At 57.2% G+C, this 13,356-nt stretch carries 12 protein-coding genes; 5 read left to right on the forward strand and 7 right to left on the reverse strand.

The window, feature by feature from the left end; translation table 11 throughout:
* Positions 1 to 6: 6 nt before the first annotated feature.
* Positions 7 to 879: a DUF6625 family protein gene (locus ACKF11_RS02495; protein ID WP_407995840.1), complete on the forward strand. Its 873-nt coding sequence runs from the start codon at positions 7 to 9 to the stop codon at positions 877 to 879.
* Here ACKF11_RS02495 and ACKF11_RS02500 read toward each other — a convergent pair.
* From ACKF11_RS02500 to hrcA, 7 genes are all read right to left on the reverse strand, one after another.
* Positions 866 to 2,389, reverse strand: coding sequence for a hypothetical protein (locus ACKF11_RS02500; protein ID WP_407995841.1), 1,524 nt, complete (start codon positions 2,387 to 2,389; stop codon positions 866 to 868). The two genes, ACKF11_RS02495 and ACKF11_RS02500, sit on opposite strands and share 14 nt — an antisense overlap.
* Before the next feature lie 12 nt (positions 2,390 to 2,401).
* Positions 2,402 to 3,424 carry a lipopolysaccharide heptosyltransferase II gene (gene waaF / locus ACKF11_RS02505; protein ID WP_407995842.1) on the reverse strand — a complete coding sequence of 341 codons (1,023 nt, stop codon included), beginning with the start codon at positions 3,422 to 3,424 and terminating at the stop codon, positions 2,402 to 2,404.
* Positions 3,425 to 3,441: 17 nt separating this feature from the next.
* Complete coding sequence (gene hldE, locus ACKF11_RS02510; RefSeq protein ID WP_407995843.1) at positions 3,442 to 4,908, reverse strand: bifunctional D-glycero-beta-D-manno-heptose-7-phosphate kinase/D-glycero-beta-D-manno-heptose 1-phosphate adenylyltransferase HldE; 1,467 nt, start codon at positions 4,906 to 4,908, stop codon at positions 3,442 to 3,444.
* Positions 4,909 to 4,929: 21 nt separating this feature from the next.
* Positions 4,930 to 5,493, reverse strand: coding sequence for a D-sedoheptulose 7-phosphate isomerase (locus tag ACKF11_RS02515; RefSeq protein WP_407995844.1), 564 nt, complete (start codon positions 5,491 to 5,493; stop codon positions 4,930 to 4,932).
* Positions 5,494 to 5,512: 19 nt separating this feature from the next.
* Complete coding sequence (gene rfaD / locus ACKF11_RS02520; RefSeq protein ID WP_309564716.1) at positions 5,513 to 6,493, reverse strand: ADP-glyceromanno-heptose 6-epimerase; 981 nt, start codon at positions 6,491 to 6,493, stop codon at positions 5,513 to 5,515.
* A 74-nt stretch (positions 6,494 to 6,567) separates the two neighbouring features.
* The gene (gene hemH, locus ACKF11_RS02525; protein ID WP_407995845.1) at positions 6,568 to 7,602 is read right to left on the reverse strand and encodes a ferrochelatase; all 1,035 of its coding nucleotides are present in this window, start codon (positions 7,600 to 7,602) and stop codon (positions 6,568 to 6,570) included.
* Positions 7,603 to 7,686: 84 nt separating this feature from the next.
* Positions 7,687 to 8,709, reverse strand: coding sequence for a heat-inducible transcriptional repressor HrcA (gene hrcA, locus ACKF11_RS02530; RefSeq protein WP_407995846.1), 1,023 nt, complete (start codon positions 8,707 to 8,709; stop codon positions 7,687 to 7,689).
* 186 nt (positions 8,710 to 8,895) lie between these two features.
* Between hrcA and ACKF11_RS02535 the strand changes: the two genes are divergently transcribed.
* The 4 genes from ACKF11_RS02535 to dapB all read left to right on the forward strand — a co-directional run bounded on the left by ACKF11_RS02535 (position 8,896) and on the right by dapB (position 13,216).
* Positions 8,896 to 9,759 (forward strand): NAD kinase, encoded by an 864-nt coding sequence (locus ACKF11_RS02535; RefSeq protein WP_407994336.1) that lies wholly within the window; start codon positions 8,896 to 8,898, stop codon positions 9,757 to 9,759.
* Between the two features lie 56 nt (positions 9,760 to 9,815).
* Positions 9,816 to 11,474 (forward strand): DNA repair protein RecN, encoded by a 1,659-nt coding sequence (gene recN / locus ACKF11_RS02540; RefSeq protein WP_407995847.1) that lies wholly within the window; start codon positions 9,816 to 9,818, stop codon positions 11,472 to 11,474.
* 101 nt (positions 11,475 to 11,575) lie between these two features.
* On the forward strand, positions 11,576 to 12,349 hold the full coding sequence (locus tag ACKF11_RS02545; protein WP_407995848.1) for an outer membrane protein assembly factor BamE: 774 nt from the start codon (positions 11,576 to 11,578) through the stop codon (positions 12,347 to 12,349).
* A gap of 63 nt (positions 12,350 to 12,412) precedes the next feature.
* Positions 12,413 to 13,216, forward strand: a complete 804-nt coding sequence (gene dapB, locus ACKF11_RS02550) for a 4-hydroxy-tetrahydrodipicolinate reductase (RefSeq protein ID WP_407996031.1) — start codon at positions 12,413 to 12,415, stop codon at positions 13,214 to 13,216.
* The last annotated feature ends 140 nt before the right edge of the window (positions 13,217 to 13,356 follow it).

Below are 13,356 nucleotides of genomic sequence, written 5' to 3' on the forward strand. Positions count from 1 at the left end.
AATGTAATGCAAAGTGTAAAGCAACCTAGTATCTGTATATTGATTCCCTATTTTGGAGCTTGGCCATTCTGGATGTCTATCTTCATGGAAAGCTGCCGTTACAATTCCAGCATAGATTGGATACTTTATACTGATTGCGGCACGCCGGATAATTGTCCAGGTAACGTTCGGGTAGTGGATATCACCTACTCGGATTATTGCAGAAAAATTTCTATTTTTCTTGATTTGAAATTCATGCCGGAAAACTCCTATAAGCTATGTGATATAAAACCTGCATTGGGATATATACATGCAGATGAGCTTGTTGGATATGATTTCTGGGGATATAGCGATATTGATTTGGTGTATGGGGATCTGCGAGCTTATTTTTCCAACGAACGGCTTCAGAGTAAGGATTTGTTTTCTACTACGGGTAGGCGAGTATCAGGCCATTTTTGCTTAATGCGAAATACGGAGGAAATGCGCTCCGCATTCATGCGTGCCAAGGATTGGAGGCAAGTACTCAGTAGCAATCAGCATGCTGCATTTGATGAAAAGCATTTTAGTAAAATATTTATTCGTCATAAGAACTCTTTATCTATCATTCGGACGATGGCAGCTAAGTTCGATTCTTGGTTAACTAAGGCAGAATTTAATGAGACTTATGTGACGCCGAATGCGAGAATACCATGGGTGGATGGGACATATAATTTCCCAACGGAATGGTATTGGACTAATGGAATAGTCACGAATAATCTGACTGGCGGTCATGGGTTTCCCTATTTCCATTTTATGGTTTGGAAGAGTAAGTGGTCAAAATCTGCCATGACCTCCATGCTTGATCTAGGCAATATGCGAAGTGAAGCGGTGTTTACTGAGCGAGGAATTACTGTGGTGTGAATTTTTTGTAAATGATAGTAAATTTTTTATTCTTGGGGCCGCTAAATTGCACTATTTCTTTATAGTTTGGATAGCTGGCTGTAAATAATTCATGTTGTTCTGGGCGTTTGCTGTTAATCCCACCAATAACGACATATGGTTCAGTAATATCTTCGCCGCGACGAATGGTTTCTAACACAAAATTTCCGTCATTTCCTATAAAGGAAGCCCCGGCGTAATAACGTAACCTCGCACTGTCGAAGAACACGTCTTTATTATCAATGTGATGCGCTTTTAACCAGGCAATGGCTTCTTGCTCATAATTGAAGCCGACAGGTTTGGGCCATAGGTTGGTTAACAGGCCAATCAATATAGAAGCTGGGATAACCCAGAGAATGACGCGTCCAACCCGGTTTCTCGGATAGCCGGATTGGTAGCGCTCAAACAGGTATGCCATATAAAAGGCAGCATAGACCATGAGTATCAGCGCGAGAGCAATGACGTAGCGTCCCGACAGGACGAATACTTTCGTGATGATCAGGAACATATTGATGAGCGAGATCAATATGGCTGTGTTCAGGACCGCCTTCGCAGGCTGGGCGGCCAATGCTGGTCTGGCGCGAATGGCAAGCAGACTGAGAATGGTATTGAGCGTCCCTGTGGTATAGAGCACCTTGATGAGCAAGATGAAAATAAAAGTGACCAGGAGGCCAGGTACGGCAAACTCATCCAGGTATTCCCCCAATACGGATTCCGCCATGATGCCGGCCTGGGCAAGCAGTTTTTGTGTGAGTTGCTGGTGAATGTCCAGAGTGAGAATTTCCTGCAGTCGGCCCAATTCTGTTGTTTGCAAGCCCAGGATCAGGATGGAGGCCAGCAGGCCAACACCTGCCAATATGTTCAGGCTGTGCGCATGCAGGAATGCCTTGAGTTTCATATGCGCCGGTGCGGTGAAGAGCAGTGCCATGGGCAGTAGCGCCAGATAGCTGATCCCTTCTATCCTGAACAGGGTGGCGGTCATGATGCAAGCCTGCCACAACAGCGCATCTCTTACGCGATAGTGCTTGGCGTAACGTACGAAGAAAACCAGGCTGGTCAGGAAGAAGGCCCAGAAACCCTGGTCGCGCAGCAGCATGGGAAGAATGTCGCCAACAATATACTGCGAGCTCAGCAGGAGTAATCCTCCTGAAATCAAAGCGGTTTTTTGCCCGCCTGCTTCGCGAATCAGTTGCAGAAAGCTGGCAGTGGCAAGTCCGAATAACAGGGTGTTGAGCACTTGGGCAGAGAGCTGGATATTCAAGCCGCTTAATTTGTGCATCCCTGCAATTAACAATGAGAAGAGCGGCCATCCCCAGACCTCCATGCCTGCTCTCCACTCTCCGAGGCTGAACAGTCGCGCAGCTTCAAAGTAGAGCACAGAATCCCCATTGATCCAGCCATGGTGAATATAGTTGATCCAAGCTGCGAATAGCAGTGCGAGGGCAATGAAGGTGACGTGCAGTTGTAGAGTGCTGTAGCGGGAAAGGCTCATGCGCGGTGCTTGCTAGTTGAGTGTCAATGTATGAATGATATGTTTCGGCGAAATCTGCCTCAAGCAGTTCAAATGCCCCAACGGACATTCCCGCTGAAAACACGGGCTGCATTCTAGGCCGAGGTACTCAATGACAGCCTTGCTGCTCATCGGCGGCGTGTGATGCGGGTCGGAGGAGCCGTAGATGGCGACGAGTTTCTTGTCTAGCGCTGCCGCGACATGCATGAGCCCGGAGTCGTTGCTGACCACGGCGTCGCATAGCGACATCAGGTCGATCGCATCCCCTAGTTTGGTTCTTCCGCCCAGATCCAGGCAAACCATGTTGCTCAGGCGGTTGATTTCTGCGGTAAACGGGACGTCCTTCTCGGAGCCGAATAGCCAGACTTGCCATCCGTGTGCATATGCGGCGCGTGCAACCTCGGCATAATATTCTATCGGCCAGCGCTTGGCTTCACCGTACTCAGCCCCTGGGCACAAGCCTAACACCGGGACTTGCGGAATATCGACTTCTAATCTCTTTAGGCAGGTCTGGGCATTTTCCTTGCTGGCCACCAGGCTGGGATTGGGGATCGCAGATGGAATCCCTGCATCTGCATTGACGCCGAGGGCGACAAAACGGTCCACAGTCCTTGGCAGCTTGGTTTTGTCGAGAAGACGGATGTCGTTGAGTAGGCCGTAGCGCATTTCACCAAGGAAACCGGTGCGGCGCTTGATGCCGCTGGCAGCTGGCAGGATTGCTGATTTCAGGGAGTTGGTGAGCATGATGGATTGCGTGTAGTGCCTATCCTTCAGGCTGCGGCCAAAGCGGATACGTTCCTTCAGCGCCAGTTGGCCGTGCTTGAAAGGCAGTGCGATGGATGCATCGACTTCCGGCATGCGTTCCAGCAAGGGCAGGGTCCATGCCGGCGCTGCGACTTCAATGATACAGTCCGGCTTTTGCTGCTTGAGGGTCTTGAACAGGCTTTGCGCCAGCACCATGTCGCCTACCCAGGAAGGGCCCATGACGAGGATTTTGTCTTGCCGGTTGTTGGCCATCTAGCGAACCTCGGCCATCAGGATGCAAGCTTCCTGATGATATTGCTGGTGCTACGGCCCGGGACGACATCGATCAAGGCGACCTTGCCGCCCCAGGATTTGACTTCCGCGCCGCCTACCACTTGGTCTTCCGTGTAGTCGCTGCCCTTGACGATGACGTCAGGGCGGAGGGCCTTGATCAGGTCGATAGGCGTATCTTCATCGAACAGGATGACGGCATCCACGGATTCGAGCGCGGCAAGCACACGGGCCCTGTCTTGCTCATGGATCACCGGGCGGGTCGGGCCTTTCAACGCACTCACCGAGCGGTCCGTGTTGAGGCCCAGTACGAGGCGGTCGCCGGTGTTGCGGGCTGCCTCCAGGTAAGTGACATGCCCGGCATGCAGCAGGTCGAAGCAACCATTGGTAAAGACGATACGCTCACCGTGATTGCGCCAGGTTCTTACCCGGGCTAGCAGGCTGTCCAGGTTGCAGACCTTGTCCGCCTGCGCTGCGGATTGCTGGGATTGCAGCTCATGCTCCAGTTCCGCCTTGGTTATCGGCATCGTGCCGACCTTGCCCACCACGATGCCTGCCGCGATGTTGGCGAGCTCGATCGCATCGTGCAGGGGAAGGCCGTGTGCCAAGCCTGCAGTGAGTGTGGCGATCACGGTGTCGCCGGCGCCTGAAACGTCGTAGACCTGGCGTGCAGTGGCAGCCAGATGCGCGCTGCCCTGGCGATCCAGCACGGTGATGCCTTCCTCTCCGCGGGTGACGGCGAGGAATTCGAGCTGCAGCGCGCTGCGCAGCTGTTCTGCAGCAGCAAGCAGTGCCTGGTCGTCATGGATGGCGACATGGCAGGCTTCGGCGGTTTCGCGTTTGTTCGGGGTTAGCCCGCTCGCGCCCTGGTATTTGCTGTAGTCGCGTCCCTTGGGATCGACCAGCACCGGAATGTTGGCCGCTGTGGCTTGCGCAATCACCGACTGGCACAAGGTTTCGCTCAGTACGCCCTTGGCATAGTCGGAAAGGATGACGGCAGCCGGCTTGTCTGCCAACGCGGTGCTGATGGCGGCTTGCAGAACAAGGTGCTCTTCTGTTGAAAATGCTGCGGCATCTTCCTGGTCCAGGCGCATCATTTGTTGGTGGCCGCCAAGGATACGGGTCTTGGTGATGGTGGGCCTGAGCGTGCTGCGATGGATGTGCTGCGTGTCTGCGCCGATATCGCGCATCAAGCCGAGCAGGGTCTGTGCTTCGTTATCCTGCCCAATCACCCCCGCGATCCTGGTCTTGATTCCGAGGCCGGCCAGGTTGGCCGCCACGTTGGCCGCCCCCCCGGCGCGCTCGTCTTGCGACTTGAGCAACACGACAGGCACCGGCGCTTCCGGCGAGATGCGCTGCACATCGCCGAACAGGTAGCGGTCCAGCATGAGGTCGCCGATGACCAGTATCCACAATGGGTCATGTCCGAAGCGATGCTGAATGGTATTGAGGAAAAACTCGCGCATATGGGTAAATATGATGAAGTGTTAGTCGGCTTCCACCAAGTCGCACAGGCTATGCCCAATCAGGATGTGGGCCTCCTGGATGCGGGGGGTATCGCTGGTGGGCATGGTCAGCACGTGGTCGCAGAGGCTCGCGAGCTTGCCGCCGCTGCCGCCAGTCATGGCTACGGTGACGGCGCCGATTTCGCGCGCCTTTTCTATGCCCAGCACCACATTGCGGCTATTGCCGGAGGTGGAAAAGCCAATCACCAGGTCTGCGGGCAGGCAGAGCGCTTCCACCTGGCGGGAGAAAATAAAGTCGAAGCCGTAGTCGTTGCCGACCGAGGTGAGGATGGAGGTGTCCGTAGTCAAGGCGATGGCTGGCAATCCCCGGCGCTCTTTCTTGTAGCGCCCGACGATTTCAGCGGCGATATGCTGGCTGTCGGCGGCGCTGCCGCCGTTGCCGAACAGCAATATCTTGCCGCCGCTGGCGAGGCAGGCGCGCATCGCTTGCGCCACATCGGCGATTTTGGGGAGCAAGGGCTCCAGCGCCGCAATGACGGCCTGGTGTTCGCTGAAAGCTTGTTTCAATGTGTCGACAGCATTCATGGTGTTCTCCTGGCCAGGCTCAGCAATAAGGGTCGGCTTGCATGAGGTATTGCTGAACATAATCCTGCACACCTTGCTCCAGCGTGTGGAACGGGGCTGTGTAACCTGTATTGCGCAACTTGCTGATATTGGCCTCTGTGAAATATTGGTACTTGCCCATGAGGTCTTGCGGCATGTCGATGTATTCAATGCTGGGTTCGCGGCCCATGCTGGTCATGACGGCGGTGGCCAGGTCCTTGAATGCGCGCGCCTCGCCCGTGCCGATGTTGAACAGGCCTGAATGCTGGGGTTGCTCGAGGAAATGCGCCATTACGGCCACGGCGTCCTTCACATACACGAAATCGCGCAATTGCATGCCATCCTCAAAACCGGGCTTGTGGCTCTTGAACAGCTTGACATGGCCTTGCTCGCGGAACTGGTTGAAGGTGTGGAAGGCTACGCTCGCCATGCGTTCCTTGTGGTATTCATTCGGGCCATAGACATTGAAGAACTTGAATCCGCACCATTGCGGCGGGGTCGCCAGCCCTTCGCTGCTTTGACGCAGAACCCACTGGTCGAAAAACTGCTTGGAGTAGCCGTAGCCGTTGAGCGGCCGCAACTGGTCGATCGCCGACTCCTCGTCATCATAGCCGAACTCGCCCCCGCCGTAGGTGGCGGCGGAGCTTGCGTAGAGGAACGGGACTTCGTTTTCCGCACACCAGCCCCATAGCAATTGGCTGTAGCGGATATTGTCCTGCACCAGTTTGTTGAAATCGCGTTCCGTCGTGGCGCTGATGGCGCCCATATGGATGATGGCATCTATTTTTCCGATCTTGGGCAGCCAGCCGAGTAGTTCGTCCTTGTCCAGGTAATTGGCATAACGGCGGTGGCAAAGGTTTTGCCATTGTTCGGGGTGCGCAATGCGGTCTACGATCACAATATCGTCGCGTTGCAGCACGGTATTGAGATGCCAGGCCATCATGCTGCCTATCATGCCTGCGCCGCCAGTGATGACTATCATGGTTTGAATCCGTTTCTAGCTAATTCGAGAGTATAACAAAAGCCCATTCCTTCTTGGGCGGGGTTTGACGAAGATTAGCGCAGCGTCACCCAGCCTTGCAGGTTGTCGAGGGCGATTTTACGCATGGCTTTTATCCAGGCGTCGCTGTCGTTGAGGGCTGGAATGTAGTGGTATTCGCCGCCGCCGGCTTCGAGAAACAGGCTCTTGCCTTCCATGGCGATCTCCTCCAGGGTTTCCAGGCAGTCGCTGGAAAAGCCCGGGCATACCACATCCACGCGGCGCAGCTTCTGTTTGCCTAGCGCTTCAATGGAAGGTGCGAAGTAGGGCTGCAACCATTCCGCAGCGCCGAATCTCGACTGGAATGCGATCAGGTACTGGTCTTCCGTCAGGTCCAGCGCCTGGGCGATCAATTTACCGCTGGCCTGGCATTGGTCGTAATAGGGGTCGCCCAGGTCGTAAGTGCGCCGCGGCACGCCATGGAAACTCATGACCAGCTTGTCGGGCTTGCCGTGCTGGTGCCAATGGAGCCGGATGCTTTCCGCCACTGCGTTAATATAGGCCGGGTGCGTGTGATAGTCGCGTATGGTGCGGATTTCCGGCATGTTGCGGGTACGGATCAGCGTGCGCATCGCCTCGTCAAGCGCAGAAGCGCTGCTGCTCGCGGCATATTGCGGATAGAGCGGGAACAGTAGGATGCGGTTGCAGTTCTTTGCCTTGAGCTTCTCGATGGCGGACTGGACCGAGGGTCGGCCGTAGCGCATGCCGAGCTCCACGGCATAAGGCGAAGCCACCTGCTCGTGCAGGTAGCCCTCCAGCAGCCTGGCCTGCTTCTGGCTGTTCACCATCAAGGGCGAGCCATCCTTGTCCCATATCGTGGCGTATTTATGCGCGGATTGCCGCGGGCGCAGTACCAGAATGACGCCGTTGAGGATGAACCACCAGATGAAGCGGGGAATCTCGATGACGCGGCGGTCGCTGAGGAATTGCCGCAGATAGGGGCGCAGGGCCTTGGCGGTAGGGGCTTCCGGGGTGCCCAGGTTCATGACCAGGATGCCGGTGCGTTCAGGCTCCTGGGCGGGGATGTTCGGCTCTTTCAGGTAAAAAGACATGCACGTTCCTCTTTGTTAGGTCACAGCTTGCCAGGGTCGCCGCCTAGCTGGCCGTCGCAATGCCGAAGGCCAGTCTGGCATGGCTCAGTGGTTGTTGGACAATGCATTCGAAAGTAGTTTCGCCGTGATGTCCACGATGGGGATCACACGCTCGTAAGCCATGCGCGTCGGGCCGATCACGCCCAACGTGCCGATGGTTTGCCCATTGGTTTCATAAGGGGCGGTCACCATGCTGCATTCATCCAGCGGCAGGTAGCCCGATTCCCCGCCGATGAAAATCTGTACGCCGCTGGCTTTCTGGCTATGGTCCAGGAGTTGCATGAGCGAGGTGCGGCGCTCGAACATCTCGAACAGTTTGCGCAGGGAGCTGACATTGGCGGAAAGATCCTGCACATTCAGCAGGTTGCGTTCCCCCGCAATGACGACGCCGTCCTTGTCGTTGTCTGCCGTCTTGCTGCTGGCCTCCAGCGCGGCGGCCATCAGGCGGGTCATGTCGGACTGCATCTGCTTCAGTTCCTCGTGCAGCTTCTGCTTGACTTGGTCCAGCGTGTTGCCGGCATAGTTCTGGTTGAAGAAGTTGCTCGCCTGCGTGAGGTCTGCCGCGCTATATGGCTTGTCGGCGAGGATGATGCGGTTCTGTACCGTGCCGTCCGTCGTGACGATGATGACCAGGATGCGCTTTTCCGATAAGGGCAGGAACTCCAGGTGGCGGAATGCAATGCTCTGGCGCTTGGGGATCAGGACCAGGCCGGCGAAGTGCGTCAGGCTGGACAAGAGTTCAGCGGCAGAGTTGATGAGTTCCTGCGGGTCAGGGGACGACAGCACATGCTCCAGTTTGCGGATTTCCTGGTTCTGCAGCGGCTGCACGGTGAGCAGGGTATCCACGAACAAGCGGTAGCCGCGCTGGGTGGGAATGCGGCCGGCAGACGTGTGCGGGCTGGCGATAAAGCCATGGTCCTCGAGCTCCGACATGATATTGCGGATCGAGGCCGGGCTGAGGTCGAGCCCGGAGGCCACCGACAGCGTGCGGGAGCCTACAGGCTGGCCGTCGCTGATGTAGTGCTCTATCAGGGTCTTCAGCAATATCTGGGCGCGTTTGTCTAGCATATTCTTATAGATGAGGGTGTGACATTGCTAATTCAATGCATAAATTCAATGCATATCGACAGGCTTCAATGAATGAAAAAATTATCCGATACAGGCCGGTCTTGCGCAATCTATTATTGATCCCGATGATTGATTTGACATGCGGCAGGGTTTTACGCGCCAATCTTCTATGATTTAATGCCAGCCATGAAAAGTGCGTTCCAGACAGTGGCATTGATCGGCAAGTACATGAACCCGGAAACCCGGGATCAGATTCTTGCCTTGGCGCGTTTCCTCGGGGAACGCCATATCGGCGTGTTCATCGAGGAAAAAACGGCGCAGCATTCCAGCATCAAGGGCTATACCACGCTGCAGATGAACGCCATAGGCGCTTATGCCGATCTGGCGATCGTGCTGGGCGGCGACGGCACCATGCTGACGGTGGCGCGGGCGCTGGTGGATTACAAGATTCCGCTGGTGGGCGTCAATCGCGGCCGTTTCGGCTTCCTGACCGATATCAATTCGGACCATATGCTGGAAAGTGTGGCCGCTATCCTGGACGGCGTGTTCGATACCGAGCAGCGCATCCTGCTCGAGGCGTGCATCGTGCGCGAAGGCATAACTGTCGGGCAGGGGTACGCCTTGAACGATGTGGTCGTGAACAAGAACGGCCTGGCGCGCCTGATCGAGCTGGAAATCCATATTGATGGGCACTTCGTGCAAAAGCAGCGCTCTGACGGCCTGATCGTCGCGACCCCCACCGGGACAACGGCTTATTCATTATCCGCCGGCGGGCCCATCCTGTATCCCACGCTCGATGCGATCGCCCTGGTCCCCATTTGTCCGCATACGCTGAGCAACCGCCCGATTGCGATCAGCAGCGCCAGCGACGTGGTGATCCAGGTAGTCCACGCCGAGGATGCCAGCGTGCACCTGGACGGGCAAATGAAGATGGCGTTGCAGCCCGGCGACCATGTGCAGGTGAAGCGCGCGAAAAACACCATAACATTGCTGCATCCGCCTGGGCATAACCATTTCGACGTCCTGCGTGAAAAGTTGCATTGGGGATAGGCATGCTCACAGAAAATTCATATCCGCCTTGCCAAGACAGAGGGAGCAGGCCATAGATGCTGCAGACACTCTCGATCCGTGATTTCGTCATCGTCGACAAGCTCGAGCTTGAGTTCAGCCCCGGCTTTACCGTATTGACCGGTGAAACCGGCGCCGGGAAGTCCATCCTGATCGATGCATTGTCGCTGGTACTGGGCGCGCGCGGGGAGGGCGGCATTACGCGCGCGGGTTCGGAAAAGGCCGAGATCAATGCGGTGTTCGATATCGCAACTCTGCCGGATTTGCAGGCATGGCTGCGTGAAAACGAGATCGACGCGGATGATGCGCAATTGTTATTGCGCCGCGTCATCTATGCCGACGGGCGCTCGCGCGCCTTTATCAACGGCTCGCCTGCGACCATTCAGCAATTGCGTGACATAGGCGAGTTCCTGGTCGATATCTATAGCCAGCACGCCCATCATGCCTTGCTCAAGGCCGGCACGCAGCGGCAGGTGCTGGATGCCTATGGCGGCCTGCAAAGCCAGGCGGCGGAAGTCGCCAGCGCCTACCAGGCCTGGCAGGTGCTGTACCGCAAGCGGATGGATGCCGAGAAGAATGCCGAAGCCTATGCCGCAGAGTTGGCCGAGTTGCGTGACCAGGTGCGCGAGCTGGCTGCGCTGGCGCCTTCCGCCGAGGAGTGGGAACCATTGCAGCAGGAGCATGTGCGCCTCGCCCACGGTGCCAGCATATTGGCCGGCGGTGAGGCCTGCCGGGAATTGTTGAGCGAGGGCGAACTGGCCGCGATCAGGCAGTTGAGCAGCGTGCAGCACAAACTGCAGGAACTGGTGGCGTACGACAGCGGATTGCAGGAGGCGCTGGACACCCTGGAAGGCGCCGTGATCCAGCTGGAGGAAACCGACCGTTTCCTCAACCGTTACTTGCAGCGTGCGGACCTGGACCCCGAGCGCCTGAACGAGGTTGAAAGCCGACTCCAGGCCTTGCATGCCGCAGCGCGCAAATACAGGTCGCGGCCCGAAGAACTGCCTGGGTTGCTCGAGTCATGGCAAGCGCGCGTGGCGGAACTGGAGTCCGCGAACGACAACGGCCAGTTGCAGCAAGAGGAAGAGCATGCGCGCGCCGGCTATGATGCGTTGGCGCAGCGCTTGAGTGCCGCGCGCCAGCAGGCAGCGCTCAGCCTTGGCGACAAGATCAGCGCCGAAATGCAGCGGCTTTCATTGAGCGGCGGCAAATTTGCCGTGGCGCTCAATGCGCAGGAGCCTGCTGCGACAGGAAATGAACAAGTCGAGTTCCTGGTGGCCGGCCATGCCGGCGTGGCGCCCCGTCCTTTATCCAAGGTGGCTTCGGGCGGCGAGCTGTCGCGTATCAGCCTGGCGATTCGCGTCGTCACGGCGCAGCAGGGCGATATGCCGACCATGATTTTCGACGAGGTGGATGTCGGCATCGGCGGCGGCGTGGCCGAGGTGGTCGGGCAACTGCTCAAGACATTGGGCAGCCAGCGGCAAGTGCTGGTGATTACCCATTTGCCGCAGGTGGCGGCGCAGGGCGCCCAGCATCTGCGTGTGAGCAAGCATTTGCAGGATGGCCAGACCCTGAGCCGGATCGAGGTGCTGACGCATGCGCAACGCGTCGACGAGGTGGCCCGCATGCTGGGCGGGGTGGAGATCACCGAGACGACATTGCAGCACGCGAGCGAGATGTTGGCTGCCAGTGCTTGAGCCGGCCTAGCATGTAAAAATCTGGAATGGTGGCAATATGCCTGAAAACCGGCTTTGATGTCGTGGTATATTACGCCATTTCTTGCCAAAGTCGTGGTGTGATGCGTCATATAATTCTTTTAGCTGCGCTGCTGTGCGCAGCCTGCAGCTCTGCACTGCCTTCCTTCAAGCCTTACAAGATGGACATCCAGCAAGGCAATGTCGTGACATCGAAGATGATGTTGCAATTGCGGCCTGGCATGACCAAGTCGCAGGTGCGCTTCATCATGGGCTCGCCATTGATCCAGGATAGTTTCCACCGCGACCGCTGGGATTATTTCTACCAGATGCGCAAGGGCGGCAAGATCATAGAGCAGCGCCGCGTCATCATGGAGTTCGAGAATGACGCCTTGAAGCGTGTGCGCGGCGATGTTGTTCCCGCCTCGCCGGAAGATACCGCGGTAACGGTGGCAACGCCTGCCGCACCCATCGTGGTAGAGCCGAAGGCGCCGGAAAAGAAAGGCATGCTCGATCGCCTGAAGTTCTGGAAGAGCGATGACGAGCAGCCCAGCGGAGCTGAGTATTACGACATGAAGCCGACCGTCCCGGTCGTGCAGGAAGACCCTGTTGCGCCGAGAAAGGTTGTGCCGGAGCTGGCAGCTCCCGGCGTTGCGCCTGCAGCTGCTCCAGCCCCAACTCAGCCGTCGACACCTCAGTCTACTACCCAGCCGGCGCCAGCGAAACCTGCGGCCAAGCCCGCAGCACAACCTGCCGCCGGTGCAGCTGCGGCAACCCAGCCAACCGTTGATGCGGATGAAGAGGAGGATGACGACGACTTGCCTTCTGAGGATGAACCCGGCTACTTCGAGCGCATGCTGGAAAAGATCGGCTTCTAGGTTTGCGGGATAACTCACTAAGCTTGCGTGGCAGTTTAATCAATCAATGAATGTGGTTTGAAAATGCAAAAGATCGTCATTGCCGGTTGTTCCGGCCGTATGGGACATGCCCTGCTCGAGGGGGTGTTTGAGGATGAGGGGCTGGATTTGCATGGCGCGCTCGACCGTGCGGACAGTCCGCAGATCGGGCGCGATGCCGGCGAGCAGTTCGGCCGCGAAACCGGCGTCAAGATCACTGCTGACATTGCCGCGGCAATCAATGGCGCGGACGTGCTGGTGGATTTCACCCGCCCTGAGCCCAGCCTGGAATACCTCGAAGCCTGCCGCCAGGCGGGCGTAAAGCTGGTGATCGGCACCACGGGCTTCAGTGCCGGGGAAAAGCAGCAGATCGAGCGTGCGGCGCAGGACGTGGCCATCGTGTTTGCGCCGAACATGAGCGTGGGCGTGACCCTGTTGATCAACCTGGTGCAGGCCGCGGCCAAGGTGCTGGACCAGGGCTACGATGTGGAAATCATCGAGGCGCATCATCGTTTCAAGGTGGATGCGCCTTCCGGCACGGCGTTGCGCCTGGGCGAAGCGGCCGCCGAGGCACTGGGCCGCAACCTGGATGAAACTGCCATCTATGGCCGCCAGGGTGTGACGGGCGAACGCGATCCGAATACCATCGGCTTTGCCACGGTGCGCGGCGGCGATGTGGTGGGAGATCATACCGTGCTGTTCGCCGGCATCGGCGAGCGTGTGGAATTGACGCACAAGGCGTCCAGCCGCGCCACTTTCGCGCTGGGGGCATTGAGGGCGGCGAAGTTTCTCGCTGACCGCAAGGCCGGGCTGTACGACATGCAGGATGTGCTTGGCCTGAAAAAATAGCGAATCGGCGGCTTGCGGTCGTGCCGAATGGCCGTAGTATGAAAATTGTTTAATGCGCGCGTTGAAGGCAATGCCGCTTTAGGCTATAATTCTGCAAAAATTAAAGCGGGATGGGCGGGAGCCCGTCCCGCTTTGCACAT

The organism is Methylobacillus draconifructus, assembly GCF_045984385.1.
Classification (GTDB): Bacteria; Pseudomonadota; Gammaproteobacteria; order Burkholderiales; family Methylophilaceae; genus Methylobacillus; species Methylobacillus flagellatus_A.

Excerpts from the sequence above, each read along its gene's own strand:
- ACKF11_RS02495 (WP_407995840.1), top strand. The coding sequence starts at position 7 with ATGCAAAGTGTAAAGCAACCTAGTATCTGTATATTGATTCCCTATTTT.
- ACKF11_RS02500 (WP_407995841.1), bottom strand. The coding sequence starts at position 2,389 with ATGAGCCTTTCCCGCTACAGCACTCTACAACTGCACGTCACCTTCATT.
- waaF (WP_407995842.1), bottom strand. The coding sequence starts at position 3,424 with ATGGCCAACAACCGGCAAGACAAAATCCTCGTCATGGGCCCTTCCTGG.
- hldE (WP_407995843.1), bottom strand. The coding sequence starts at position 4,908 with ATGCGCGAGTTTTTCCTCAATACCATTCAGCATCGCTTCGGACATGAC.
- ACKF11_RS02515 (WP_407995844.1), bottom strand. The coding sequence starts at position 5,493 with ATGAATGCTGTCGACACATTGAAACAAGCTTTCAGCGAACACCAGGCC.
- rfaD (WP_309564716.1), bottom strand. The coding sequence starts at position 6,493 with ATGATAGTCATCACTGGCGGCGCAGGCATGATAGGCAGCATGATGGCC.
- hemH (WP_407995845.1), bottom strand. The coding sequence starts at position 7,602 with ATGTCTTTTTACCTGAAAGAGCCGAACATCCCCGCCCAGGAGCCTGAA.
- hrcA (WP_407995846.1), bottom strand. The coding sequence starts at position 8,709 with ATGCTAGACAAACGCGCCCAGATATTGCTGAAGACCCTGATAGAGCAC.
- ACKF11_RS02535 (WP_407994336.1), top strand. The coding sequence starts at position 8,896 with ATGAAAAGTGCGTTCCAGACAGTGGCATTGATCGGCAAGTACATGAAC.
- recN (WP_407995847.1), top strand. The coding sequence starts at position 9,816 with ATGCTGCAGACACTCTCGATCCGTGATTTCGTCATCGTCGACAAGCTC.
- ACKF11_RS02545 (WP_407995848.1), top strand. The coding sequence starts at position 11,576 with ATGCGTCATATAATTCTTTTAGCTGCGCTGCTGTGCGCAGCCTGCAGC.
- dapB (WP_407996031.1), top strand. The coding sequence starts at position 12,413 with ATGCAAAAGATCGTCATTGCCGGTTGTTCCGGCCGTATGGGACATGCC.